This is a genomic window from Mesorhizobium sp. NZP2077 (assembly GCF_013170805.1).
Lineage (GTDB): Bacteria > Pseudomonadota > Alphaproteobacteria > Rhizobiales > Rhizobiaceae > Mesorhizobium.
In genome coordinates, this window is the sequence record NZ_CP051293.1 from 840,387 (window position 1) to 865,629 (window position 25,243).

Consider the following 25,243-nt stretch of genomic DNA (forward strand, 5'->3'; position numbering starts at 1 on the left):
GCGCGCAGCGCCGAGACGGATGAGGGGTGCTCCAGCGGAGTGAGGCGTTGGTGTTTTCTGGTTCGATTTCGTAACTGTTTGACGTTATTGCCAAGCTGGAACCATCCGACCTCGCTTCGCGAGGCCACCGCCCTGGGCGAGTCACGGGCCTCGCCCGCCCTTCGGGCCCCACAAGGGGAGAAGGGAGGACCGCGCTTCACCTGCCCCGAAGAGCGCCCCCGCATTGACATCGCGCCAATACCAGCGCCTTTGGGCCCCGGCCATTGGGGGCTAAGGGGAACTGTCCATGAAAAAGATCTATGAAAAGCCGACGCTGAACAGGCGCGAGAAGCTTTCGGCGGTGACGGCTGTAACCTGCCCGATATCGCAGCCCTGCAAATAACAGGCTCCGCTTCAAGGCCCGCCCTGCCGGGCGGGCCTCCCGGCGCTTAACGGCCGCTTCTTCCAGCCGTTCGCCGCCAGCCGCTCTCCCGCACCACAGCAAGTTTTGTACGAAACCGTACCAAGCATCCCGGCTTGGTTGATCGGGCCCCCATCGCCAGCTACACAAATCGGGCGGCGGACCTTTTATCAGGTCGCCAGTGGCCGGCGCGGGACTCAGGCAATTGTCTTCACCGGCATGCGCGCCGGCCACTTCCCTGCATGCGCCCGGCCATCTCGCCGCGAACAATCCAGTTGACCAGGCCGCTGTCGACATGCGCCCTGCCCGTGCGTTCGCGCAGCAGGGCCTTGCAATGATCAGCCCATTGCGCCTCGGGGATGAGGTGTTCGGCAATGGAGGTCTGGAACGCCCTGCGCAACGCATGGAAAGTGAGTTGCGGCCCGGTGGGGTCTTCCATTGCATTGCTCCCGACAAGGGCGGGAGTACGCTGACACTCTCAAGCACCAGCGCCCATTGAGTGGCCGGCGACAGCGCAACCATGCGCCCTGTGGCGGCGGCGGTCCACCGCCCGGCGTCGCACGCTTTGCGTCGTACATGAAATGTTGGGGTGTGGGAGATGGGGCGCTGGCTCGGCCTTGCCTTCCCCCCTTGTGGGGGAAGGTGGATCGGCGCGACAGCGCCGAGACGGATGAGGGGTGTTCCAGCGGAGTGAGGCGTTGGTGCTTTCTGGTTCGGTCTCGTGACTATTGACGTGGCGTCAAGCTGGAGCACCCCTCATCCGTCTTGCCGCTTCGCGGCAATCCACCGCCCTGGGCGAGTCACGCGCCTCGCCCGCCCTTCGGGCCCCACAAGGGGAGAAGGAAAGACCAACGCAGCGCCAGCGCCCCGGCCCTTCGCAGGCTCAGGGCGTTCGAGGCTCGGAAAGCCAAGCAATTGGCTTTCCGTCCGCTGACGCGGACCGCCTCTCACCCCACAGGGGGAGAAGGCAGAAGCGTCGACGCCTCACCCCTCAATCCAAACCTTCTCAAAGTGCTGCTCGAGCGCCTGGTGCTGCTCGCAGCCTTCCACGCCCTTGCGATAGGTCCGGTACACCGAGCGCCAGTAGGGTTGGATGATGATGCCGCTGTCGCGCAGATTCTTCTCGATGCCGGCCATGATCTCCTTGCGCGCCTTGGCGTCCGGCGTGGCCAGCGCCTTGTCGAGGAGGTCGTCGAACTCCTTGCTGGCGTAGGCGCTTTCGTTCCAGGCGGCGCCCGATTTGTAGGCGAGCGCGAGCACCTGGACGCCGAGCGGGCGGCCCAGCCATTCGGTGCAGGAGAAAGGATATTTGCTCCAATCGTTCCAGAAGGTGGCGGCGGGCAGCACGGTGCGCTTGATCTTGAGGCCGGCCTCGCGCATCTGCGCCGAGATGGCGTCGGCGGTGCTCTTTTGCCATTCGACGTCGACCGAGATCAGCTCATATTCATGGTCCGGTTTGCCGGAGGCGGTGAGCAGTTTCTTCGCCTCGTCCATGTCGCGTTTGGCCGGGCCGATATCGGCATATTCGGGATGCATGGGGCCGACATGGTGGTTGTCGGCGGGTTTGCCGCGGCCATCGAGGCCGAGCTGCAGCACGGCGGCATTGTCGACGGCGAGCTGGGCGGCGCGGCGCAGCTTGACGTCGTCATAAGGCGCGTTGCCGATGTTGAAGCGGGCGACGATGGTGGAGCCGGTGGCGATCTCGGAATTCTTCAGCCCCATCTTGTCGGTCTGCGAGACGGCATCGGAGGCGGTTTCGTGGTCGGTGTCGATCTCGCCGGATTCGAAGGCCGACAGCATGGCGTTGGGGTCGGAGCCGTAGTCGATCCACTGGATGCCATCGAGCCAGAATTCGCCCTTCCACCACGGCTTGTCCTTGCGCTTCACCTCGGCGCCGGTCTCGGCGTCCCATTTCACCAATTCGCAGGGGCCGGTGGTGATGGCGAGCGCCTTCATCGGGGAGCCGTCGCCGTCGTAGGAGCGGTGCATGATCAGCGCGGGGTAGTCGGCCATGCCGGCGATCAGCGAAATGTCGGGTTTGGGCAGGTTGAGCTTGATGGTGAAGTCGTCGACCTTCTCGATGCCGCCATCGACCACCTTCTTGGTGTCGGCATTGACCAGCGCGCCCATGCGTGCGGCGACCGAATTGCCGGCGACGCCGGCCTCGCACCAGCGGGCGAGGTTGTGGACGACATCGTCGGCGTTGAAGGCGTCGCCATTCGACCAGGAAATGCCGTTGCGCACGTGAAGTGTGAGCGTCTTGGCGTCGTCGCTCATCTCCCATTTTTCCAACAGCCAGGGCTCGAAGGAAAAATCGGTGTTCCAGCGCACCAGATATTCGTTGCAGTGGCGGGCGACGTTGGACATTTCGACGCCGTCGAAGGTGCGCGGGTCCTTGAAGCCCTTGACGTTCATGGCGACGCGCAAGGTGCCGCCCTTCTTGGGCGCGGCGGCACGGGCAGGCGTCGCGGTCAGACCGCCAAGGGCAAGCGCGCCGGCGGCGCTGACGCCGAGGCCGGCCATGAGGGCAAAATATTCGCGGCGGTTGATGCCGCCCTTCTTGAAATCGTCGGCGACGGGCTTGGCTTGCGGGTGCAGTTTGCGGTCGGTCAGCATGAATTTCATCGTCGTTCCCTTATCGTTGGGCGCCCCGACTGGTCGCGTACGCGGGGGCGGCTGCGACCGCCGGGACGCCTTTGCCTGAGGCGGCGATGATAGGGTGAGGTGACGTTGGGAAGTGTTCTGGAATCCGCAGAGCTTGTGCGGTGTTCCGCAACGTCGTCATCGACGGGCGGAGCAAGGGGCGGCAGCGGCGGCGCCGAGACCCGAGGATGACGAAGTCGAGGGGTGGCCCCTAACAAAAAACCCGGCGCGAGGCCGGGTTTTTCAGAAACGCGAAGGAGAAGCCTCAGCTGACCTTGACCTGCGACGCGGCCTGGTCTTCGGCGATCTTCTGCTGGAACATCTGCGCGAAGTCGATCGGGTCGAGCATTAGCGGCGGGAAGCCGCCATTGCGGGTGGCTTCGGCGATGATCTGGCGGGCGAAGGGGAACAAAAGGCGCGGGCATTCGATGAACAGGATCGGCAGCATGTGCTCCTGCGGGAAGCCCGAAATGGCGAAGACGCCGCCATAGACCAGCTCGACGTTGAACAGCACTTCCTGGTCGAAGGAGGCCTTGGCGTTCAGCGTCAGATTGACGTCGAACTGCTTGTCGGAGAGAGGGTTGGCGTTGACATTGACGTTGATGGCGATGCCGGGGGCCTTGTCGCGGCCGCGCAGCGAGTTCGGCGCGCCGGGGCTTTCGAAGGACAGATCCTTCACATACTGGGCGAGCACGTTGAGCGACGGCTGCGCCGCCGTGTTGCCGTTTCCGTTGGCCGCGCCGGCTGGCGCGTCATCATTGCTGGCCATGAGCCTCAAATCCTTTTCCCCTGGGCAGCGTTGCTGACCGAATTGAAATCGGGCGTTGGCTAGCATGGCCAACAGGACAAGACAAGGTTTGCCGCCTTGCGACGGCAGGTGACCCAGACTGTGTCGAGATTCAGGTCAGGCCGAGTCGAAAATGGTGGTTTCCGAGAACCGGAGCGGAGCGTACTTGAAGTACGTGAGCACCGGAAGCGCAGGAAGCCGCCATTTGCAGACCGGCATCACCTGAAAATCGATACAGTCTCAATCGTCCTTCAGACGCCGCCAGGGCGAGTTGTGGTCGGGTCCGCGCTTGAAATCATCCTCGCGCGAATAGTCGCCGTCTTCGAGGTCGATGACCTTGTCGCGCTGGCGGCCGCGAAAACCGCCGGCCGAGAAATCGGTGGCGACGACGATGCGGCCCTTGAACCGGCGCCAGGCGAGGTCGCGCACCGGCGGCAGGAACAGCAGCAGGCCGATAATGTCGGTGATGAAGCCGGGGATGATCAGCAGGATCGCGGCGACCACGATCATGGCGCCGTGGGCAAGATGGCGGCTGGGATCATGGCCGGCGTCCATCTCGGCGCGCACCCGCGCCATGACGCCGAAACCCTGGTGCCTGAGCAAAAGCACGCCGGCAATGCTCGAAGCCAGCACCAGGCCGACCGTCGCCAGCGCGCCGACCTCACGGCCGACGATGACGAAACCGGCGATTTCCAGCAGCGGCAGGGCGAGAAGAAAAAAGGGAAGCAGCGAAATACGCAAGTCTTGGCAACCTTTTCCTTGGGCAACCTTTTCGGTCGTTTTGGTCGTTTCGATTGTTTTGGCCCGTCGGCGGCCAATCGCCGCTGGCACTGTGGCTGTTAGATAGGTATGCCTGCCTTTGATTTGAATGATTGCACCTTGCGTTCTATATGCTTTGAATGTTGAACGCTATGCGACCGCGGCCTGTTGGCTGGATGGTCCGGCCTCCAGGCAGGGATTGATTGGCGGAAGATATGGGATTCTTCGACTTCGGCACGATTTTCTTCCTGATCGCGGCGGTGGTGATCTTCTTCCAGCTGCGCAACGTGCTGGGCCGTCGGACCGGTAGCGAGCGGCCGCCTTTCGATCCCTACACGGCGGCGCGCACCGACAAGGACGCCACGCAGAAGCCCGAGAATGTCGTTTCGCTGCCGCGCAAGCGTCTGCCCGGTGAGCCGGCGCCGGCCGACGCCTATACGGCGATCGACGCTTTCGCCAAGCCGGACACCGATCTCAACAAGGGGCTGCGCGCAATCAAGGACAATGATCCGTCCTTCGATCCCAAGGGTTTCATCGACGGCGCCAAGATGGCCTATGAGATGATCGTCATGGCCTATGCCGACGGCGACCGCAAAACGCTGAAGAACCTGTTGTCGCGCGAGGTTTTCGACGGTTTTGTCGCAGCGATCGGCGAACGCGAGGCCAAGGCGGAAAAGATCCAGTCCTCCTTCGTCGGCATCGACAAGGCCGACATCGTCTCGGCCGAGATGAAGGGCGGCGAGGCGCATGTGACGCTGCGCATCATCAGCGAGCTGATTTCGGCGACGCGCGACAAGGCTGGCGCCGTCATCGACGGCGATCCGGAAACCGTGGCCGAGGTCAAGGATGTCTGGACCTTCGCCCGCGACACGCGCTCGCGCGATCCGAACTGGAAGCTCGTCGCCACCGAAGAAGAAGACTGAGCCCAGACAGAGCGGGGCTCCGGTGTCGCTATCGCCTCTCTTTACGGCAAAGTCTTTCGATGATCTCCCCGGCTGGGGCGACGACGACCATCTGCCGGCCTTCGACGCTTTTCGCCGCTCCGCCTTCCATGTGCCGGTAAAGCCCTATCGCAGCGGCGCGCTCGGCGTCGATTTCGGCGCCTTTGCCGAGGCGTATGCGCAGGCGCGCAGTGCACCGCCCACGAACCGGGCGGAGGCGCGAGCTTTCTTCGAGCGCCATTTCGTGCCCATGCTGGTCCGCGCCGAAACCGGCGCCGGGCTCGTCACCGGCTTCTACGAGCCGCAGGTCGAGGCGTCGCCGGTGCGCACGGACCGGTTTGCCGTGCCGCTCATGTCGCGTCCCGCCGATCTCGTCGATGTCGACGACGCCAACCGGCCGCAGGGGATGGATTCTTATCTTGCCTTCGCACGCAGGCTTACGGATGGATTGGCTGAATATCCGGACCGTGGCGCCATCGAGCGCGGCGCGCTTGAAGGCCAAGGGCTGGAGATCGCCTGGCTGGCCGACAAGGTCGACGCCTTCTTCATCCATGTGCAAGGGGCGGCGCGGCTCTCCATGACAGACGGCCGGCTTCGCCGCGTCACCTACGCCGCCAAGTCCGGCCAGCGTTTTACCGGGCCGGGCAAGGTGCTGAGCGAACTGGGCGAAATCCCGCTCGCCGAAGTGACGATGCAGTCGATCCGCGCCTGGTTCAAGGCGCATCCGGACCGGGTCGACGAGATCCTGTGGCAGAACCGCTCCTACATCTTCTTCCGCGAAGCTCAAGTGGAGGACGCGGCGCTCGGTCCGATCGCCGCCGCCAAGGTGCCGCTGACGCCGGGCCGCTCGGTCGCCGTCGACCGGCTGCTGCACACATTCGGCACGCCTTTCCATATCGACGCGCCGACGCTGACCGCTTTCGACAAAAACCCATTCCGGCGGCTGATGATCGCGCAGGACACCGGCTCGGCCATCACCGGGCCGGCGCGCGGTGATCTCTTCGCCGGCTCGGGCGATGCCGCCGGCGAGATCGCCGGCGTGGTGCGCAATGCGGCGGATTTTTACGCGCTGGTGCCGCGCGCGCTGGCCGGGGGCGCCAGATGAGCAAGCGCCCGGACAGGCTGAGCGAAGACGACCGGGTGCTGTGGAACCTGGTGGCGCGCACGGCCAAGCCGCTCAAGGGCAGGATTTCGGTCGATATTCCCGACCTGGCCATCGAGGCCAAGCGGACGGCGCCGCAGACGGCCCAGCCCGCCGCCAATGCGCCGGGCGCGGTGAAGCCGAAGGTCCAGCATGTCACGCACCGGCTCGATGATCCGACGCTGGACAAATTGTCGAAAGGCCGGCTGCCGATCGAGGGCCGCGTCGACCTGCACGGGATGACGCAGGACGAGGCCTATTCGCTGCTGTTCTCCTTTTTGCACCGCGCGCATGCCGGCGGCATCCGCTATGTGCTGGTCATCACCGGCAAAGGGTCGTCCTCCGGCGGCGACGGCGTCTTGCGGCGCGCCGTGCCGGCCTGGCTGTCGACGCCGGCGTTCCGGCCGCTGGTTTCCAGCCACGACCATGCCGCCCGCAATCATGGCGGCTCGGGCGCGCTCTATATCAGGCTGCGGCGGGTGCGCGCATGAGCGCTGGCGCCGGGAGGCCGGGCGCATGACGCCGTTCGGCGAGAGGCTGCGGGCGCTGCGCGCCGAGCGCGGCGTCAGCCAGAAGGACATGGCGGCGGCGATCGGTGTCAGCGCCGCCTATCTCTCAGCGCTCGAGCATGGCAGGCGCGGCGCGCCGACCTGGACGCTAATCCAGAAGATCATCGGCTATTTCAACGTCATCTGGGACGATGCCGAGGAACTGGCGCGCTTGGCCGAGGCCTCGCATCCACGCGTAAAACTCGATACGTCGGGCCTCAGCCCCGCCGCCACCGAACTCGCCAATCTTCTGGCCGAGAACATCGAGAAGCTGGACGAAGCGGAACTGCGCCGCATCACCGCCTCGATCCGCGCGGCACTTGGCCGGCTGAAGTAACTGGTTTTGCCGGATTGCGACGGCCGAGTGTCCACTCCAAGGGAGTGGCCGCGCCGCTGGCGTTGTTTTACGACGTTGATGAATTGGCGAAAGCGACGATGGCGGCGTCTTTCGCCCGTCACTATACGGGGAGACATGCCCGGCAGGGCAATGAGGGGCGGCGCCAACCTCCGCCGTTGCTGAAGAGGACGTCGGCGGGACCGCGAACGCGTCCCTATTCCACCGACCCGACCAGAACCTGCTGGCCGCCGCGGATCGAGACCCAGCGGCCGGTATTGTCGATCGCCTGCCGCTTGAGGAAGCGGTAGCCGGTCTGGTCCCAGGCCTTGACCTTGTCGGTCAGATTGTCGAGCACGTAGTCGCCCCTGTCGGTGCGCACCGTCAGCACGGAATGGCCTTCACCGTCGGGCTTGCGCACTACGGTGATGAGAAGATCGGCTAGCGAGATGCCCATGTGGGACAGCCGGCGGCGCTTTTCCAGCACGTAGTCCTCGCAATCGCCGACGCCCTTGTCGGGATAGGCCCAGACCTCGTCCTTGCCGTAGATGTCCATGTCGCTCATCGGCTTGACGGCGGCGTTGACCCTGGCGGTAACGCCGGCGAGCTTGCTCATCAGCCCATTGGTCATCCTGGCCGGTGCCAGATTGCTCGGACGGATCGAGCATTCGCCGGGGTGCAGCTGGCAGAAATCATAATGGCCGATCGGCTGCGAGGTCAGCCCCCCGGTCGCCATCGCTCCGGCTGCCATTGCCGGTGTCATCCAGCCTGCCGTGGCTGCCAGACCGGCCGCAGCCGTGCACAAGCGCAGCCTTCTCGCCATTGTTGAGGAATTCATTGTCCCCGCTCACCCTGTTGTTAACGAAACGTTAAGGGCGACTGACAGTCCGTGTCAATTACGACGACGGCCTGATTTGCAGCATGGTTACCCGCGGGAGGAAGGGCGTCTAATGTGCAACAGGATCGGCCTGACGGCCGATTTTGTCGCGGAATTGCTTATCGCTTGGCGCTGCGGACCAGCCTCGGCTTCACCGCGACGCGGTTCTGGCGGCCGTAGCTGGTGATGAAGTCGACGATGCGCGGCACGATCTCGGAGCGGAAGCGCGAGCCGTTGAAGACGCCGTAATGGCCGACCGCCGGCTGCATGTAGTGGGCCTTCTTTTCGGCCGGAATGTTGACGCAGAGGTCCTGCGCGGCCTTGGTCTGGCCGAGGCCCGATATATCGTCGTTCTCGCCCTCGACGGTGAACAGAGCGACGTTGCGAATAACGGACGGATCGATGCGGGTGCCGCGATGCATCATCTCGCCCTTCGGCAAGGCCTGACGAACAAAGACGGTGTCGACGGTCTGCAGGTAGAACTCCGCCGTCAGGTCCATGACCGCCAGATATTCGTCATAGAAGTCGCGGTGCTTCTCGGCATTGTCGCCATCATGCTTCACAAGGTGCATGAAGAAGTCCTTGTGGGCGGCGATGTGGCGGTCGAGATTCATGCTCATGAAGCCGGACAGCTGCAGGAAGCCGGGATAGACCTCGCGGCCGAAGGCCGGCTCCGGCCAGGGCGCGCGCATGATGACGTTGCCGCGGAACCAGTCGATGCCCTTTTCCTCGGCCAAAAGGTTGACTGCGGTCGGGTTGCGGCGGGTGTCGATCGGGCCGCCCATCAGGGTCATCGTCGAAGGCACGAAGGGGTCGCCCTTGGCCTCCATCAGCGCCACCGCCGCCAGAACCGGCACGGAAGGCTGGCACACCGCCATCACATGGGTGTCGGGTCCGAGCGCGTGGAACATGTCGATGATGTAGTCGATATAGTCGTCGAGATCGAAGCTGCCGTCGGCCAGCGGCACCATGCGGGCGTCGACCCAGTCGGTGATGTGGACATCGGCATAGGGCAGCATGGCGTCCACCGTGCCGCGCAGCAGCGTGGCATAGTGGCCCGACATCGGCGCCACGATCAGAAGCTTCGGATCCGGCTTGCGGCCAGCAGCCACCGCGCGCTCGAAGCGGACGAGATTGCAGAACGGCTTCGACCAGACGGTTTTCTCGGTGACCGCGACGCTCTTCCAGTCGACGACCGTCTTGTCGAGGCCGAAGGTGGGCTTGCCGTAGCGGCGCGTGGTGCGTTCGAACAGCTCGGCGCCCGCCGCGATCGAACGGCCCCAGGGCGTGTGCGAAAACGGATTGAGCGGGTTGGAGTAGAACATCCGCACCGCGTCGGCGTAAAGGCGCGCGGGCTGCAAGGCAGCGTGGTTCATTTCGTAGAGCTGGTAGAACATAAAGAACCCCGCTGCTGCCTCGACCGAAGGGACGACGAGCAGCGCCGAGCCTTAAATGTCTCGCGGCGAAGTTAACAACTAATTGCTGCGACGCAATACGTCACGTTGCGTGACCAATGGTTCTTTCGTCCAAAGGCTTGCAAATCCGCCTGGAATGGCCGAGCCGGCTCAATGTGCAGTGCCGAAATGTGTAGGAAATGTGTCCGGCCCTGATGCCGGACACAAGAGTAGGACTAGACGCGCGCGACGCAGACGGCGGTCTGGCCGGAGCTGATGAAGCCAAGCTGGCCTGCGGCACCCTTCGACAGGTCGAGCATGCGACCCCTGATGAACGGGCCACGATCATTGATGCGCACGATGACGCTTTTGCCATTGTGCTGGTTGGTGACCCGCAATTTGGTGCCGAACGGCAGAGTGCGATGGGCGGCGGTCATCGCCGAAGGGTTCATGCGCTCGCCCGATGCGGTCTTCGAGTGCAGCGCGTACCAGGAGGCGCGGCCACACTGGCCGGCGGCAGCGGTTGCCGAGGTAGCAGAAGCGCCGACCATAAGGCCAGCAGCGATCGTTACCGCGACAAGCGCGGTCTGGTTTAGGTTCTTCATCTTTAGGGGGTGGCTCCGTTTTTGACAGACCCCAGCCGTTAGGTGGCGAATAAGGCAGGAAATGCGGCAAGCATCTGTCCGTTCCGTGGCGAGATCACACGTTTGGAGTCAGCGGGTAACAGTCTGTCAGGGATTTTCCACGATATCTGATCAATTCTCGATGATCTTCGGGTCGATATTCGAGATCGCTTTGACAAGATATCGGGTTAATATCCAAGTAGAATCCGGCGAGATTGGGCCTCTTCCTTTGGCTCTTTCATCACGCTCACGGCGCCATGGGCGATCGACTTGAAAAGAGAGATCCGTCAATGAGACTGACCAAAAATCTGCTGGCCTTGATTGTGCTGGCCATCGGCGCGCTGTGGTCGCTGCAAGGCATCGGCGTCGTCGGCGGCAGCTTCATGACCGGCCAGTCGCAATGGCTCTACATCGGCCTCGTCGCCATGCTGGTCGGCCTGGCCGGGCTGGTGTGGGCGAACCGGTAGGCTTCGCTAAAAGGTCGACCCCCATTCCGTCGACCTTCGCTCGACACCTCTCCCCCGATCGACGGGGGAGAGGAAAGGCGCGAACTTATGCCGGCTGGCTCCCTTCCTCTTCCTCCGGAGGGGGGAGAGGTAGCGCTGCGAAGCAGCGACGGAGTGGGGGAAGCCGCTCGTCAATCGCGCTGTCGCAAGACAGCCACAACCCGGCGAGCAAGAAAACCGTCACCCATGCTACCGGTCGATTCTGTTACCTATCTATCCGGTTCGGACAAGGCCGGCCTTTGGCGTCTGGATGGCGTTCTGGGCGGATCGCGGGCCGCCGCCGGTGGTGACGGGCATCCGCGTGCTCGGCCTCGCCAATCCGGATTTCCTGATCGAGATCGAGGGCCAGGCGGCGGTTGAGGCATAATCTCCCCTCTTGAGGGGGAGATGTCGCCAAAGCCGACAGAGGGGGGTCGCCGCGCGTGAAGCGCTAACCTCCTTCTGCAGCAGATAGGCCGAGCCCGGTCGAACCGACCCCCTCTGCCTGCCGGCCATCTCCCCCCACGTGGGGGGAGATTAAGCACCTGTGGAATTTCATTCCTCGTCTGGCCGTCTGATTGGCACGTTCTATCTTCTTTCCCGCGACAAACGGCTGGAAAAGAGGCTACGCTGCCGCTCCGCCCCCGAGCTGGTCGCTTGATCAGGGAGCTTCGATATGAGCGAGCACGGAAAGGCTGCGCCAGGCAGCACCCCCTCGGATGGTCCATTATCCCGCCTGCGGCCACCTTATGCCTCGGTTCTCGACCTGATCGGCCAGACGCCGGTGGTCGAGCTGACCAAGTTCGACACCGGCAAATGCCGGCTGTTCATCAAGCTCGAAAGCCAGAACCCCGGCGGCTCCATCAAGGATCGCATCGCGCTGTCGATGATCGCCGCCGCCGAAAAGCAGGGCAAGCTCAAGCGCGGCGGCACGATCGTCGAGGCGACCGCGGGCAATACCGGCCTTGGCCTTGCCCAGGTCGGCATTCCCAAGGGCTACCGCATCGTGCTGGTCGTGCCCGACAAGATGTCGCGTGAAAAGATCCAGCATCTGCGCGCGCTGGGCGCGGAAGTGCGCATGACCCGTTCCGATGTCGGCAAGGGGCATGCCGAATATTATCAGGACATGGCCGAGAAGATCGCGGCCGAAGTGCCGGGCGCCTTCTACGCCAACCAGTTCGCCAATCCGGCCAATCCGCTGGCGCATGAAACGACCACCGGCCCGGAGATCTTTTCGCAGCTCGATGGCGATGTCGACGCGGTGGTGGTCGGCGTCGGCTCGGGCGGCACGCTGACCGGACTTGGCCGCTATTTTTCGAAAGTGTCGCCGAAGACTGAGATGGTGCTGGCGGATCCGGTCGGCTCGGTGCTGGCGCCACTGATCAAGACCGGCAAGATGGAAGAGGCCGGCAGCTGGACGGTGGAAGGCATCGGCGAGGATTTCGTGCCGCCCAATGCCGACCTGTCGCTGGTCAAGAAGGCCTATTCCATCACCGACAAGCAAAGCATGCTGGCGGTGCGTGACCTGCTGTCGCGCGAAGGCATCCTGGCCGGCTCGTCGTCGGGCACGCTGTTGTCGGCCGCCTTGCGCTATTGCCGCGAGCAGACAGTGCCCAAGCGCGTCGTAACCTTCGTCTGCGACAGCGGCAACAAGTATCTGTCAAAAGTGTTCGACGATTTCTGGCTGGCCGAACAGGGCCTGGCCGAGCAGGAACATCATGGCGATCTGCGCGACCTGGTGATGCGCTCGCATCGCACCGGTGACACGGTCTCCGTCGGGCCGGACGAAAGCCTGCTCAACGCCTATGGCCGCATGCGCCGCTCCGATGTGTCGCAGCTGCCGGTGCTCGACAATGGCAAGCTGGTCGGCATCGTCGACGAAAGCGACATCCTGGCCAAGGTCGAGGGTCCGCATGACGGGCGCTGGGAACGCTTCAACGGCCCGGTGCGCACGGCGATGACCTCCAATCTGCACACGCTGCAAGCCAGCCAGACGCTGGATGCGCTGCTGCCGGTGTTCGACCGCAACGAGGTCGCCATCATCTTCGACGGCGACGAGTTCGTCGGCCTGATAACCCGCATCGACCTGATCAACCATCTGAGGCGCGCACGATGACCAAACATACCCCGCCGGCCGGCAAGAACCGCCTGGCCTTTTCGACGCGCACCATCCATGGCGGCCAGAGCCACGACCCGCTGACCGGTGCGGTGATGGTGCCGATCTACGCCACCTCGACCTATGGCCAGCAGTCGCCCGGCGTGCACAAAGGGTTTGAATATGCTCGCAGCCAGAACCCGACGCGCTTCGCCTTCGAGCGTGCCGTGGCCGATCTCGAAAGCGGCACCGCAGCCTTCGCCTTCGCCTCCGGCCTGGCGGCGATTTCGACGGTGCTGGAACTGCTCGACAGCGGCGCGCATATCGTCGCCACCGACGATATCTATGGAGGCTCGTTCCGGCTGATGGAGCGGGTGCGCAAGCGCTCGGCCAATCTGCAGGTCTCCTTCGTCGATTTCACCGACCTTGCGGCGGTCGAGGCCGCGATCCGACCGGAGACGAAACTGCTCTGGGTCGAGACGCCCACCAACCCGCTGCTGCGCATCGTCGACCTCGAAGGCGTCGCGGCTCTGGCCAAACGCAAGGGCATCCTGTCGGTCGCCGACAACACGTTCTGCAGCCCCTATATCCAGCGGCCGCTGGAGCTCGGCATCGACATCGTCGTCCATTCGACGACAAAGTATCTCAACGGCCATTCCGACATGGTCGGCGGCGTCGCCGTGGTCGGCGACAACAAGGAGCTCGCCGCTCAGCTGAAATTCCTGCAGAACGCCATCGGCGCCATATCGGGCCCGTTCGACAGTTTTCTCGCCTTGCGCGGCCTGAAGACGCTGGCGCTCAGGATGGAGCGGCATTCGGACAACGGCCTGAAAATCGCGCAGTGGCTGGAGGCCCGCAAGGATGTGCGCCGGGTGATCTATCCCGGCCTCGCCAGTCATCCGCAGCACGCCATCGCCGTGCAGCAGATGCATGCTTTCGGCGGCATGATATCAGCCGTGCTCGACCGCGACCTTGCCGGGACAAAGCGCTTCCTCGAACGCACGCAATTGTTCACGCTGGCCGAAAGCCTCGGCGGCGTAGAGAGCCTGATCGAACACCCGGCGCTGATGACGCATGGGTCCATTCCCGCCGAGAAGCGGGCGGAGATCGGGATATCGGATTCGCTGGTGCGGCTGTCGGCGGGCATCGAGGATGGCGATGATTTGATCGCTGATCTGGAGCAGGCGTTGGGGGGCTGAGCGGCGGAGTCGAGCCAATCTCCCAAGCCAGCGCCGCCCCTCACCTGCCTGCCGGCATCCTCTCCCCGTAGACGGGGCGAGGGAAGCTGTTGTCGCCGGCTTCGCCAATCGCCGGCGGCAGACGGTTAGCCTTTTCGCCCCGTTTACGGGGAGAAATGCCCGGCAGGGCAATGAGGGGCGGCGCCGACGTCAATGATGATGGACCAGTCATCGCCCAGGTTGACCTCGCGCGCCATTCGCCCGAAATGTAACGCCCATGGCCACGCGCGAACCCCCGAAACCCATCGAACCCCTGACCTTCGCGGTGCTGGTTTTCCCCGGCTTTCCGATGATGGCGTTCAGCTCGGTCATCGAGCCGTTGCGTGCCGCCAACATCCTGGCGAAGCGGCAGTGCTATCGCTGGATCATCGTCGGTGGCACGAAAGGGGCGGTCGAGGCCTCGAACGGCGTCGTCATCCAGCCGGGTTTTTACGCGGAGGATGCGCCCAAGGTTGATCGCATCGTCGTCTGCTCGGGCGGCGATGCCGATCACCTCGTTGCCGAGGATGCGGCAAGCTGGATCCGCCGCAGCCTGCGCAATGGCGCGCATATCGGCGCGGTGGCGGACGCGGCGTTTTTCCTGGCGCGGGCCGGCCTGCTCGACGGCCATGCCTGCACCTTGCACTGGACCAGCCAGGCCGCCTTCACCGAGGCCTTTCCTGCAATCGAGCTACGGCGTGACCTCTATGTCATCGATCGCAAGCGTTTCACCTCGGCCGGCGGCGTCGGCAGCCTCGACATGATGCTGGAGATCATCACCCGGGATTATGGCGCCGAGCTTGCCGCCGGCGTCGCCGAATGGTTCGTGCACAGCCAGTTGCGCTCCAGCGTCGACCGCAAGCTGATGCCGCTCAGGCTGCGCACCGGCGTGCAGAACGAGCTGGTGCTGTCGGCCATCGCCATCATGGAGGACGCGGTCGAGGAGCGGCTCGGCATGGCCGAGCTGACTGCGCGCCTTGGCGTCTCCTCCGACAAGCTCGAACGCTCCTTCCGCTCCGAACTCGACATCTCGCCCAATGGCTACTACCGGCGGCTCAGGCTGAAGCGCGCCGCCGATCTGCTGGCGCATTCGACGCTTGCCGTGCGCGACGTGGCGCTGGCCTGTGGCTTTGCCTCGATGTCGAGCTTTGCCCGGGCTTTTCGTGAGGAGCATGGGCACCCGCCGAAGCAGGCGAGGCGGCATTAGGATCAGCTGTTTGCCCCGACGGCTGAGATCCGTGGAAAGCGGACTTTAGTGGCGGACGAACAGGCTCTTGTCGTCGTCAGTCGCCCAGCGGCCCTTTTTGCCATGGCTTCGGAGCTCGAACACGGCAATCAAGTCACCGGCAATGAAAAGACCTACCGCCTCGCCACCACTGTTCCACTGCACAAAGACTGGCGCATCAGCAGGCATGGTGGTGACGGTGTGCGCGCTGAAGGCTTCGACGATTTGGCTACCTTCGTCTCGAGCAAGGTCGAGCAGGTAAAAATACGCAGTTTCATCGTCGCGCTCGAAGGCAGCGGCGTATCGGCCCGCAGCATCAACAGCGCTTTCATAAACGTCAATCATGCCCTCTCCTCGCATCACCGTCGTGGCACTGGCCTGCGGCTCTGCCTCGATGTCCAGCTTTGCGCGGGCTTTTCGCGAGGAGCATGGGCATCCGCCGAAACTGGCAAGGAGGCATTAAGACCAGAAGCTCAACCCGCTGGTTGCCGCTAGCGACAGGATGAGCGGCTAGTAGCCGTTCACACGCTAGCTTGCAGGCGAGACATTGCAGCCCACAGAGCGTCGAACTCGATTTTGGTGATCTCTCGGCTTTGCAAGCCATCCCGGTCAGTCTCTCCCACAGGCGGCAGTACCCCTTCTGGCAAGCAATCGCCGTCGAGACCGCCGGGGTATGCGAGGATCACGCGACCATCGTTGTAGATGTGCATTGCCCGACAGCCAATATTTTCGGCATCGCATTCAAAGTAGTAAACGACAGGAAGGTCCAGGTTGGTCCCACCGGACGAAGGAACGTCCGAGAACCAACGAACGGGGGACCGAAGTCTGGCAGGTAATATGTCACGCCAAGTCGGTTCTGGTAGCTGTTCATCATGGGTGCCCGCGATTGCTACCTGCTTTCTAACACGTGGTGACGGTCGTCCGCCAAGGGTCGAAGTCGGTCGTTCGGGATGATGAGGTTTGATCTAGGTGCGGCGGTATCCCGCACAACACACGCGGTTTTCCGCACAATGCTTCCACGCCTCCTGCGCCATGGTCAGGCCTCGCAACCCACCCAAGGCCAGGCACCCATGAGCATCGTCGTATTCGACCCCGACAGCACCGAGGACGTCGACTTCAAGGACCGCATGCGCCACCCGGCGGCGGCCGATCCGGCTGGCGGCATGTGGCTGTCGGACACCGAGCCGTCCTTCATCGATGCCGACGCCTTGCGCAAAGGCCGGCTGGCCAAGCTGCGGGCCTGGATGCGTGACGCCGGCTATGGCGGCGTCGTCTTGTTCGATCCCTACAACCAGCGCTACGCCACCGGCTCGCGCAACATGTTCGGTTATTTCCTGCGCAACTCGACCCGCTACTTCTTTATTCCGACCGACGGGCCGATCGTGCTGTTCGAATATCCGCAGAGCTACCATGTCTCGATGGTTCTCGACACGATCGACGAGGCTCGGCCGTCCAAGCTGGTCTGGTCGTCGGTCTCCGGACGCGACGACGAGACCGCCGGCCCGTTCGCCGACGAGATCACCGAGCTTTTGAAGAAGCATGGCGGCGGCTCGATGAAGCTCGGGCTCGACCGCTGCAGCCATCTGCAGGCGCTGGCTTTGGAAAAGCGCGGCTGCGAGGTGCGGGATTGCCAGGGCGAGATCCTGGCCGTGCGCGCGGTGAAGACGCCCGAGGAGGTGAAATGCCTGCAAGTGTCGATGGCGGGCGCCGAAGCCGCCGTCTACGCGGTGCGCGAGGCGATCAAGCCCGGCGTCTCCGAAAACGATTTGTTCGCCATCATGTATGGCGAGGTGATCCGCCAGGGCGGCGAGTTCATCGAGACGCGTCTGCTGACATCAGGCCAGCGCACCAATCCGTGGTTCAACGAGGCCAGCGGCCGCAAGATCCGGCCCGGCGAATTGCTGGCGCTCGATACCGATACGATTGGCTGCTACGGCTATTATTCTGATTTCTCCCGCACCTTCCGCTGCGGGCCGGGCAGACCGACGCCCTATCAGAAGTCGCTCTACCGCATGGCTCATGACCAGGTTCAGCACAATATTTCGATCGTCAAACCCGGCATGGCGTTTCGCGAGATTGGCGAGAAAGCGTGGAAGATTCCGGACCGCTTCGTCGACCAGCGCTACACCTCGATCATGCATGGCGTCGGCATGCATGGCGAGACACCGTTCATCGCGCATGCCATGGATTACGAGACCTATGGCCGCGACGGTCATATCGTGCCAGGCATGGTGGTGAGCGTGGAAAGCTATATCGGCGAGAAGGGCGGCCGCGAGGGCGTCAAGCTGGAGGACGAGATCCTGATCACCGAGACGGGTACGGAGCTGCTGTCGCGCTTTCCGTATGAGGATGAGTTTCTGGCGTGAAGGCTCCCATCACCATCAAACGCGGCACGGTGGCCGCTGTCTTCATCGACCTGCAGGAAGAGCACCGGCAGGACCCGCGCTATCTGGTCGAGGGTTATGGCGACATCCTGGCCAACGTCCAGCGCCTGCAGGCGGCGGCGAGGCAGAACCATGTGGCGCTCCAGCACTGGGCCTATATCGTTGATCTCGACAAGCAGGACCGGCCCTTCCATCCGCTCGATGCCGACGGCAAGTCGGCTTTTTCCGACAAGGGCGATCCGCTGACCGAAATCTGCCATGAGGTGGCACCGGCGGACGGCGAGGCGCTGCTGATCAAGGCCGAGGCGAGCGCTTTTCGCAGCGGACCGGCGGCTGATCAGCTCAAGGCCTCCGGCGTTGAATGGCTTGTCGTCGCCGGCGTATGGACCGAGGCCTGCATCGACGCCACCGTGAAAGACGCGGTGGCCAAAGGCTTTCGCGTGCTGCTGGTCAAGGATGCCTGCGGCAGCGGCAGTGCAGCGATGCACCAGACCGGCATCCTCAACCTCGCCAACCGGCTCTATGGCGGCGCCGTCACCGACACGGATGGCGCCTGCCGGCTGCTGGCCGGCGAGAAGGTTGCCGTCTGGCAGGTCGAGGGCTCGGTGCCGCTGCGCTTCAGCTTCGACAATGCCGCCAAGCTTTATGCCGAGCTTTGACGTGTCTCTACCAACAGGACTGACATGACCGGCCGCGGCAAATATGAAACACGGCTCGATCCGGCGCTGTGGGCCTATATCGACAGCGTCAACGCCTGGTATCCGCCCGAGATCATCGGCCTGCCGATCGACAAGCAGCGCGCAGTCTATGACCGGATGTGCCGGGCCTTCCACCGGGGTCGCCCGGCAGGGGTCAAGGCCAGTGACGGCTTAATCGCCGCCTCGGGCCACGGCATCCCGATCCGCCACTACCAGCGCGCCAGCAAGGCCGCGCGGGCGATGGTGCTGTACTTCCATGGCGGCGGTTTTATCCTGGGCGGGCTCGACAGCCATGATGACATCTGCGCCGAGCTCTGCGCCGGCACCGGCTTCGATGTGCTGTCGGTCGACTACCGGCTGGCGCCGGAGCATCTTCATTCCGCCGCCTTCGAGGATGCGATGTCCGCCTTTGAGTGGGCGGCAGCGGCGTCAGACCTACCGCTGCTGCTGTGCGGCGAGAGCGCCGGCGGCAATCTCGCAGCGGCAGTGGCGCAGGCGACGCGGAGGAACGCCCGCGCCGCGATCGGCCAGGTGCTGATCTATCCCGGGCTCGGCGGCGACGAGAGCGCGGGCTCCTATGTCGAGCATGCGAATGCGCCGCTGCTGTCGGTCGGCGACATCGCCTTCTACCGTGATGTCCGCTCGGCCAAGCGGCAATTGCCTGATGATCCGACATTTTCGCCACTGCGCGACAGCGACTTTTCCGGCCTGCCGCCAACGGTGATCATCACAGCCGAATGTGACCCGTTGTCGTCGGACGGCGAGACCTATCGCGACCGCATCGTTGCGGCCGGCGGCAAGGCGTGGTGGCATGAGGAGCCCCGTCTCGTGCACAGTTTTCTGCGCGCTCGCACGACGGTGCCGGCCGCTGCGGAAGCATTCACGCACATCGTCGCGGCAGTCGCCGCGCTGGGGTGGGGTGAGTGGCCGTATCTATGAGGAAGAACCGGCTTTCAGCCACAGCGCCTTTTCGCCAAGCGTGGCGACCATGGCGGCATGCGCCGCGCGCTCCGCTTCGGTCAGGCGCGGCAGCAACGGCCTTGGGCGTTGGGCGACGATGATTTCGATGTGCCTGACATTTTCACCCTGCGCCGGCGCCGTGGCGCTGTCGAGGATGAGCGCCGCCTGCTTGCCGCCGATCAGCTCGATATAGACCTCGGCCAGCAGTTCGGAATCGAGCAGCGCGCCGTGCTTGGTGCGCTTCGTGTTGTCGATGCCGTAGCGCCGGCACAGCGCGTCGAGCGAATTGGGGCCCATCGGGTGCTTGCGTCGCGCCAGCGCCAGCGTATCGACGACAAGGCCGGGATCGACGACGGGATGGCCGAGCCGGCCGAATTCGACATTGAGGAAGCCGATGTCGAAGGTGGCGTTGTGCGCGACCAGCTTGGCGCCGTCGGTGAAGGTCAGCCACTCCTGCGCGATGTCGGCAAAGGTCGGCTTGCCCGCGAGATCCGCCGCGCTGATGCCGTGCACCGCCTGCGCCTCGGCGTGGATCGCGCGGCCTTGCGGGTTGATGTAGTGGTGGAAGGTCCTGCCGGTCGGGAAACGATTGACCAGCTCGACGCCGCCCAGCTCGATCACGCGGTCGTCGCGCGAATCAAGGCCGGTGGTTTCGGTATCGAAGATGATCTCGCGCATCGAATCAGGTGCTCCTGGGGGCAGAATCACGAGACCGGAACAAAATGGCAATGGGCAATGCTGACACGGTGGCGTCAGTAACCGGCTTCGCCGGACTTATCCCCGGAGTTCGGCAATGATTGAAGCGACGGCAGCACGCGCGGCATCCAGCCCCTGGCCGGTGTCGATGACGAAATCCGCCAGCCTGCGCTTCTCGGCATCCGGCACCTGCTTGGCCAGGATCGCCGCCAGCTTTTCCTCGGTCATGCCAGGCCGTGCCAGCACGCGCTGGCGCTGGACTTCGGCGGGCGCGGTGACGACGACGACCTTGTCGACGCGGCCACGGCCGCCGGTTTCGAACAGCAGTGGAATGTCGAGCACGGCGATCGATTCGGCCGCGTTACGATGCCTGGCCAGAAAGGCATCGGCATCGGCGCGGACCAGCGGATGAATGATGGCTTCCAGCCGCTTCAGCGCGGCGGCATCGCCGAGCACGCGTGCACCAAGTTTGGCGCGGTCGACCACGCCCGCAACAGTGGTGCCGGGAAAGGCGGCTTCAACCAAAGGCGCCGCCACGCCGGAATAGAGGCGATGCACGGTCTCGTCAGAATCGTGGACCGGCACGCCGGCCTCGGCGAACATTTTTGCCGTCGTCGACTTGCCCATGCCGATCGAGCCGGTGAGGCCGAGCACGATCATGATTTGGGCGCCAGATCGGCCACGATGATCGCGCGGAGCTCAGCCGTCACCTGCGGCCTGACGCCGAACCAGTGTTCGAAGCCGGGCACGGCCTGGTTGAGCAGCATGCCAAGACCGTCGACCGTCTTCAGCCCCTTGGCGCGCGCGGCGGCGAGCAACGGGGTTTCGAGCGGCACATAGACAAGGTCGGTGACGATGGCGTGGTTCGGCAGCAAAGCCGGATCGGCGGAAAGGCCCTCATTGCCGACCATGCCGAGTGCGGTGGTGTTGATCAGCAGTCCGGCGTCAGCCAGCAGCTCATTGGTTGCCGCCGTGCCGTGCGCCGAGACGCCGGCGCCGAAACGATCGTTCAATTCCTGCGCCCGGGCGAGCGTGCGGTTGACGATGCGGATGTCTGCGACACCGCGGCGCTTCAGCGCCTGGATGACGGCGCGGGACGCGCCGCCAGCGCCGAGCACAACCGCAGGCCCGGTGCTCGCCCAGCCCGGCGCGTAATCATCGAGGTTGGCGGCAAAGCCATGGCCATCGGTGTTGCCGCCCCAAAGGACACCGTCCTCGAACCACAGCGTGTTGACGGCGCCGATTTCTTCCGCGGCCTGGTCGCGGCGTTCGGCCAGCGCGAAGGCGGCTTCCTTGTGCGGAATGGTGACATTGCCGCCGCGATAGCCGGCCGCCTGCAATGTCGCGATGAATTCAGCAAAATCCTGCGGCGCCACGTCGATGGCCTCGTAGCTGCCGTCGATGCCGTGTTTGGTCAGCCAATAGCCATGGATCTTCGGCGAGCGCGAATGCTTGATCGGGTGGCCGGTGACGAACGCTTTTTTCGACGCCTCAGCCATCGATCGCTCCCAGCGTGCGCAGTCCCGCCAGCAGCGGCAAAAGCGGCAGGCCGACAATGGTGAAATGATCGCCTTCGATCTTCTCGAAAAGCTGGATGCCTTCGCCTTCGATCTGGTAGGCGCCGACGCTGGCCAGCACCTTGGCGCCGACACGGGCCAGATGGCGGCCGATAAAGCCGGGCTCCAGCTTGCGCATGGTCATCGAGGCTATGCCGACATGGCGCCACAGCACCTGGCCGTCGCGGACAAGGACCGCGGCACTGTTGAGCTGATGGGTCTTGCCCGACAGCGCCAGCAGATGGCGCCGTGCGCCTTCCATGTCGGCCGGCTTGTGGAACACTTCATCGCCGAGCGACAGCGTCTGGTCGCAGCCGAGCACCAGTGCGCCGGGTCGGCGCTCGCTCACTTCCGTGGCCTTGGCTTCGGCCAGCACCAAAGCGACATCCTCGGGGGAAACGCCGCTGTTTTGCAAAGGCGCCTCGAGCGCGCGTTCGTCGACATCGGCGGGCACCGCTTCGACGTCGATGCCAGCATTGACGAGCATCGTCTTGCGGAACGGACTGCCTGAGGCGAGGATGATTTTTTCGGTCATGGTTGTTTACCAGGGTTGGCGCTCCGCCCTAGCGCGTCTTCCCCCGCAGGGCAACGATGGCCGCGGCCGTTTCCTCGATCGAGCGGCGGCTGACGTCGATCATCGGCCAGCCATGGCGCGTGCAGATCTGGCGGGCGTAGGCGAGCTCCTCGGTGATGGCCGCGCGGTCGACATAGTCGCCAGCCTCATAGGAACTGCTGTTGCCGAGGATGCGGTTTTGGCGGACATGCGAGATGCGCTCGGCGGTGGCGATCAGGCCGACAATCAGCGGCTTCGAGGCGGTGACCAGGCTTTCGGGCACCGGCACACCGAGGACGATCGGGATATTGGCGGTCTTGATGCCTCTGTTGGCGAGATAGATGCTGGTCGGCGTCTTCGATGTCCGCGAAATGCCGATCAGCACGACATCGGCATCGTCCATGTTGAGCGGCAGCTGGCCGTCATCATGTTCCATGGTGAAGTTGAGAGCATCGATGCGGCGGAAATATTCGGCGTCGAGAACATGCTGGGCGCCGACGCGGCGGCCGGCCGGGGTGCCGAGATAGGACTGGAAGACGGTGAGCACTGGCTCCAGCACCGACACACAGGGCAGGCCCATTGTGGCGCAGCGCTCGTCGATGCCGCGCGCGAGCTTCTGGTCGACGACGGTATAGAGGATGATGCCCGGCTCCTCCTCGATGTCCTCGAACACCTTGGCCACCTGCTTTTCGGTGCGGATGAGCGGGTAGATGTGCTCGATGGCGCGCGCATCCTTGTATTGCGCGGATGCTGCCCGGCCGGCAGCGAGCAGCGTTTCGCCGGTCGCGTCGGAAATCAGGTGCAGGTGAAAGAAGCTCTGGGGTTTGTTCACAGGGTACACCTGGGGCTGTGGGCTTGTGTGGATAAACCGGGACAGAAAGAGAGGCCGGTCGGAGGCGACTGTATCAGATGGCAGTTTGTCCACAATTCGCTGTGCTGTCAGTCTCGTCGGGCGGCTGGGGACAAGTCTGGGGACCAGTTTTCTTGCGCCTCGGCCGTCCACAGGCCCGGCTTTTCCCGCCGCATGCTAAGGCTTTGACTCCAGTGGCGGATTTCGAACCATCCCCAGAACCCTACATCCGGGAGAGCGAAGCGCGCGACAATATGCTGGCTGGTGTTTTTCGGGGCAAAGCGGGACAGGTGACAACCACCACAACCAACAGACTCTTAGAATCAGAAGAAACTTAGATATAAGAATCTTTAAGATTATAGAGAGGCTGGGAGAGGCGAGCTCGATGCCCAAAAGCCGGATCATGCTGGACGTCCTCAAGGGCGAGGCTCATTTTCCGCCTCCGCTCTGGATGATGCGCCAGGCCGGGCGTTATCTGCCGGAGTATCGGGACACGCGCAGACGCGCCGGTTCGTTCCTCGACCTTTGCTACGATCCCAACCTTGCCGTCGAAGTGACAATGCAGCCGATCGAGCGCTTCGGCTTCGACGCCTCGATCCTGTTCTCGGACATCCTTGTCGTTCCGCATGCGCTTGGCCGTGACGTGCGCTTCGAAGAGGGAAGAGGGCCGCTTTTGACGCCGATTACCGTGGCCGAGATCGCGGCTCTGGAGAGCGATGTGTTTCACGTGAATCTCGAACCGGTCTACGAGACGGTTCGCCGGCTGCGGGCAAAACTGCCTGACGAGACCACGCTGATCGGCTTCTGCGGCGCACCATGGACGGTGGCGACCTACATGATCGCCGGGCATGGAACGCCCGACCAGGCGCCGGCACGGCTGTTCGCCTATCGCGAGCCGGAGGCGTTTCAACATCTGCTGAAAGTGCTCGCCGATCACTCGGCTGCCTATCTGATCCGGCAGATCGAAGCTGGCGCCGATGTGGTGCAAATCTTCGATTCCTGGTCCGGCGTGCTCGACGATGCGTCGTTCGACCAGTTCTGCGTTTGGCCGGTGGCCGAGATCGTCAGGCAGGTTCGCGCCGTCTATCCCGATGTTCCGATCATCGGCTTTCCCAAGGGCGCCGGCGCCCGCTACCGGACCTATCGCCAGAAGACCGGTGTGACGGGGCTGGGGATCGACTGGACGGTGCCGCTGGCGGCAGCGAAGGACTTGCAGCGCTCAGGTGCCGTCCAGGGCAATCTCGATCCCTTGCGCCTCGTGGCTGGCGGCAAGGCCCTGTCCGATGGCGTCGAGACAATCCTGAAAGCGCTTGGTGATGGACCGCTGATCTTCAACCTCGGCCATGGCATCACGCCGGAGACGCCGATCGCCCATGTCGAGGCGATGGTGAAACAGGTTCGGAGCGCGACACGCTGATGGCTCGGTCAGATAATACGAAAGACGCTGGCAACACGAACAGCACGGGCCAGGCGATGATGCGCATGACTATCGGGATCGGTGTCCTGATTGTGCTGACGGTACTTCTGTTTTTTTTCGGGCCGGAAAGTTTCTATCCCTGGGCAAAGGCGATCCATATCCTTGCCGTCATTTCGTGGATGGCCGGCATGCTCTATCTGCCGCGGCTGTTCGTCTATCATGTCGATGCCGAGAAAGGCTCGGTGCAGTCCGAGACCTTCAAGGTGATGGAGCGGCGCCTGCTACGGGGCATCATCAATCCGGCTATGATCGTGACCTGGGTATTCGGCCTGTGGCTCGCCTGGAAAGTTTTCGGATTCCAGGGCGGATGGCTGCACGCCAAGATCGGTCTGGTGCTTTTGTTGTCCGGCGTTCATGGCTATTTGGCCGGCGCGGTGCGGAAATTTGCCGAGGACCGCAATGAAAAGCCGGCAAGGCACTGGCGGATCGTCAACGAGATCCCCACATTGCTGATGATCGCAATCGTGATCCTGGTTGTTGTCAAGCCGTTCTAGCGCTTCCAAAGTCCCGCAAAACGCGGCTTGCTCTTTCACCCGACCGACGATAAAAGACGGGTCTTCCTTCCCGTCATGCGCCGCCCCTCATTGCTTTCGGCCGCGC

26 protein-coding genes are annotated in these 25,243 nt (G+C 63.8%); 13 read left to right on the top strand and 13 right to left on the bottom strand.

Annotated features, from left to right (window positions below; translation table 11 throughout):
• Positions 1-611: 611 nt before the first annotated feature.
• From HGP13_RS03980 to HGP13_RS03995, 4 genes are all read right to left on the bottom strand, one after another.
• Positions 612-839 carry a hypothetical protein gene (locus HGP13_RS03980; protein ID WP_172221802.1) on the bottom strand — a complete coding sequence of 76 codons (228 nt, stop codon included), beginning with the start codon at positions 837-839 and terminating at the stop codon, positions 612-614.
• Between the two features lie 545 nt (positions 840-1,384).
• Complete coding sequence (locus HGP13_RS03985) at positions 1,385-3,025, bottom strand: ABC transporter substrate-binding protein (protein WP_172221805.1); 1,641 nt, start codon at positions 3,023-3,025, stop codon at positions 1,385-1,387.
• Between the two features lie 283 nt (positions 3,026-3,308).
• On the bottom strand, positions 3,309-3,812 hold the full coding sequence (secB, locus tag HGP13_RS03990; protein ID WP_172221808.1) for a protein-export chaperone SecB: 504 nt from the start codon (positions 3,810-3,812) through the stop codon (positions 3,309-3,311).
• A 258-nt stretch (positions 3,813-4,070) separates the two neighbouring features.
• A complete protein-coding gene (locus HGP13_RS03995; RefSeq protein ID WP_172221811.1) occupies positions 4,071-4,571 on the bottom strand; it encodes an FxsA family protein in 501 nt (166 codons plus the stop codon).
• Between the two features lie 233 nt (positions 4,572-4,804).
• Between HGP13_RS03995 and HGP13_RS04000 the strand changes: the two genes are divergently transcribed.
• The 4 genes from HGP13_RS04000 to HGP13_RS04015 are packed head-to-tail and all read left to right on the top strand — an operon-like array spanning position 4,805 to position 7,556.
• Entirely contained in the window at positions 4,805-5,512 is a 708-nt protein-coding gene (locus tag HGP13_RS04000; protein ID WP_172221814.1) for a Tim44/TimA family putative adaptor protein, read from the top strand.
• A gap of 22 nt (positions 5,513-5,534) precedes the next feature.
• Positions 5,535-6,635: a murein transglycosylase A gene (locus tag HGP13_RS04005; RefSeq protein ID WP_172221817.1), complete on the top strand. Its 1,101-nt coding sequence runs from the start codon at positions 5,535-5,537 to the stop codon at positions 6,633-6,635.
• Positions 6,632-7,162 (top strand): Smr/MutS family protein, encoded by a 531-nt coding sequence (locus HGP13_RS04010; protein WP_172221820.1) that lies wholly within the window; start codon positions 6,632-6,634, stop codon positions 7,160-7,162. Before HGP13_RS04005 ends, HGP13_RS04010 begins: the two co-directional genes overlap by 4 nt.
• A 25-nt stretch (positions 7,163-7,187) precedes the next feature.
• Entirely contained in the window at positions 7,188-7,556 is a 369-nt protein-coding gene (locus tag HGP13_RS04015; protein ID WP_172221823.1) for a helix-turn-helix transcriptional regulator, read from the top strand.
• Positions 7,557-7,770: 214 nt separating this feature from the next.
• Here HGP13_RS04015 and HGP13_RS04020 read toward each other — a convergent pair whose 3' ends face one another.
• From HGP13_RS04020 to HGP13_RS04030, 3 genes are all read right to left on the bottom strand, one after another.
• The gene (locus HGP13_RS04020; protein WP_172221826.1) at positions 7,771-8,391 is read right to left on the bottom strand and encodes a transglutaminase-like cysteine peptidase; all 621 of its coding nucleotides are present in this window, start codon (positions 8,389-8,391) and stop codon (positions 7,771-7,773) included.
• Between the two features lie 158 nt (positions 8,392-8,549).
• On the bottom strand, positions 8,550-9,827 hold the full coding sequence (locus HGP13_RS04025; RefSeq protein WP_172221829.1) for a polyhydroxyalkanoate depolymerase: 1,278 nt from the start codon (positions 9,825-9,827) through the stop codon (positions 8,550-8,552).
• A 233-nt stretch (positions 9,828-10,060) separates the two neighbouring features.
• Positions 10,061-10,429 (bottom strand): septal ring lytic transglycosylase RlpA family protein, encoded by a 369-nt coding sequence (locus HGP13_RS04030; protein ID WP_172221832.1) that lies wholly within the window; start codon positions 10,427-10,429, stop codon positions 10,061-10,063.
• Positions 10,430-10,737: 308 nt separating this feature from the next.
• Here HGP13_RS04030 and HGP13_RS04035 point away from each other — a divergent pair, with 308 nt between their 5' ends.
• From HGP13_RS04035 to HGP13_RS04055, 4 genes are all read left to right on the top strand, one after another.
• Positions 10,738-10,914, top strand: coding sequence for a hypothetical protein (locus HGP13_RS04035; protein WP_172221835.1), 177 nt, complete (start codon positions 10,738-10,740; stop codon positions 10,912-10,914).
• A gap of 694 nt (positions 10,915-11,608) precedes the next feature.
• Complete coding sequence (locus HGP13_RS04045) at positions 11,609-13,048, top strand: pyridoxal-phosphate dependent enzyme (protein WP_172221837.1); 1,440 nt, start codon at positions 11,609-11,611, stop codon at positions 13,046-13,048.
• On the top strand, positions 13,045-14,226 hold the full coding sequence (locus tag HGP13_RS04050) for a PLP-dependent aspartate aminotransferase family protein (protein ID WP_172221840.1): 1,182 nt from the start codon (positions 13,045-13,047) through the stop codon (positions 14,224-14,226). The genes HGP13_RS04045 and HGP13_RS04050 overlap by 4 nt, the downstream gene beginning before the upstream one ends.
• Positions 14,227-14,482: 256 nt before the next feature.
• Complete coding sequence (locus HGP13_RS04055) at positions 14,483-15,451, top strand: GlxA family transcriptional regulator (RefSeq protein WP_172221842.1); 969 nt, start codon at positions 14,483-14,485, stop codon at positions 15,449-15,451.
• Between the two features lie 45 nt (positions 15,452-15,496).
• Here the strand turns inward: HGP13_RS04055 and HGP13_RS04060 are convergent, their stop codons facing one another.
• Positions 15,497-15,814, bottom strand: coding sequence for a DUF2251 domain-containing protein (locus HGP13_RS04060; RefSeq protein WP_172221845.1), 318 nt, complete (start codon positions 15,812-15,814; stop codon positions 15,497-15,499).
• A gap of 725 nt (positions 15,815-16,539) precedes the next feature.
• Between HGP13_RS04060 and HGP13_RS04065 the strand changes: the two genes are divergently transcribed.
• From HGP13_RS04065 to HGP13_RS04075, 3 genes are read left to right on the top strand one after another with little or no spacing between them, the layout of a single operon-like run.
• Complete coding sequence (locus HGP13_RS04065; protein WP_172221848.1) at positions 16,540-17,835, top strand: Xaa-Pro peptidase family protein; 1,296 nt, start codon at positions 16,540-16,542, stop codon at positions 17,833-17,835.
• Entirely contained in the window at positions 17,832-18,512 is a 681-nt protein-coding gene (locus HGP13_RS04070; protein ID WP_172221849.1) for an isochorismatase family protein, read from the top strand. Before HGP13_RS04065 ends, HGP13_RS04070 begins: the two co-directional genes overlap by 4 nt.
• A 24-nt stretch (positions 18,513-18,536) precedes the next feature.
• Positions 18,537-19,490: an alpha/beta hydrolase gene (locus HGP13_RS04075; RefSeq protein ID WP_172221851.1), complete on the top strand. Its 954-nt coding sequence runs from the start codon at positions 18,537-18,539 to the stop codon at positions 19,488-19,490.
• Here the strand turns inward: HGP13_RS04075 and dnaQ are convergent.
• The 5 genes from dnaQ to HGP13_RS04100 form a co-directional block, all read right to left on the bottom strand.
• Positions 19,485-20,189, bottom strand: a complete 705-nt coding sequence (gene dnaQ / locus HGP13_RS04080) for a DNA polymerase III subunit epsilon (protein WP_172221853.1) — start codon at positions 20,187-20,189, stop codon at positions 19,485-19,487. The two genes, HGP13_RS04075 and dnaQ, sit on opposite strands and share 6 nt — an antisense overlap.
• Before the next feature lie 96 nt (positions 20,190-20,285).
• Positions 20,286-20,867, bottom strand: coding sequence for a dephospho-CoA kinase (gene coaE, locus HGP13_RS04085; protein ID WP_172221855.1), 582 nt, complete (start codon positions 20,865-20,867; stop codon positions 20,286-20,288).
• Positions 20,864-21,706: a shikimate dehydrogenase gene (locus HGP13_RS04090; protein ID WP_172221857.1), complete on the bottom strand. Its 843-nt coding sequence runs from the start codon at positions 21,704-21,706 to the stop codon at positions 20,864-20,866. Before HGP13_RS04090 ends, coaE begins: the two co-directional genes overlap by 4 nt.
• Positions 21,699-22,298 (bottom strand): Maf-like protein, encoded by a 600-nt coding sequence (locus HGP13_RS04095; RefSeq protein ID WP_172221859.1) that lies wholly within the window; start codon positions 22,296-22,298, stop codon positions 21,699-21,701. Before HGP13_RS04095 ends, HGP13_RS04090 begins: the two co-directional genes overlap by 8 nt.
• Positions 22,299-22,326: 28 nt before the next feature.
• Positions 22,327-23,148 carry a pyruvate, water dikinase regulatory protein gene (locus HGP13_RS04100; RefSeq protein ID WP_172221861.1) on the bottom strand — a complete coding sequence of 274 codons (822 nt, stop codon included), beginning with the start codon at positions 23,146-23,148 and terminating at the stop codon, positions 22,327-22,329.
• 403 nt (positions 23,149-23,551) lie between these two features.
• Here HGP13_RS04100 and hemE point away from each other — a divergent pair, with 403 nt between their 5' ends.
• Together hemE and hemJ are read left to right on the top strand one after the other, a co-directional pair.
• Positions 23,552-24,583 (top strand): uroporphyrinogen decarboxylase, encoded by a 1,032-nt coding sequence (gene hemE / locus HGP13_RS04105; RefSeq protein ID WP_172221864.1) that lies wholly within the window; start codon positions 23,552-23,554, stop codon positions 24,581-24,583.
• A 65-nt stretch (positions 24,584-24,648) separates the two neighbouring features.
• Positions 24,649-25,137 (top strand): protoporphyrinogen oxidase HemJ, encoded by a 489-nt coding sequence (gene hemJ / locus HGP13_RS04110; RefSeq protein ID WP_172221869.1) that lies wholly within the window; start codon positions 24,649-24,651, stop codon positions 25,135-25,137.
• Positions 25,138-25,243: the final 106 nt, after the last annotated feature.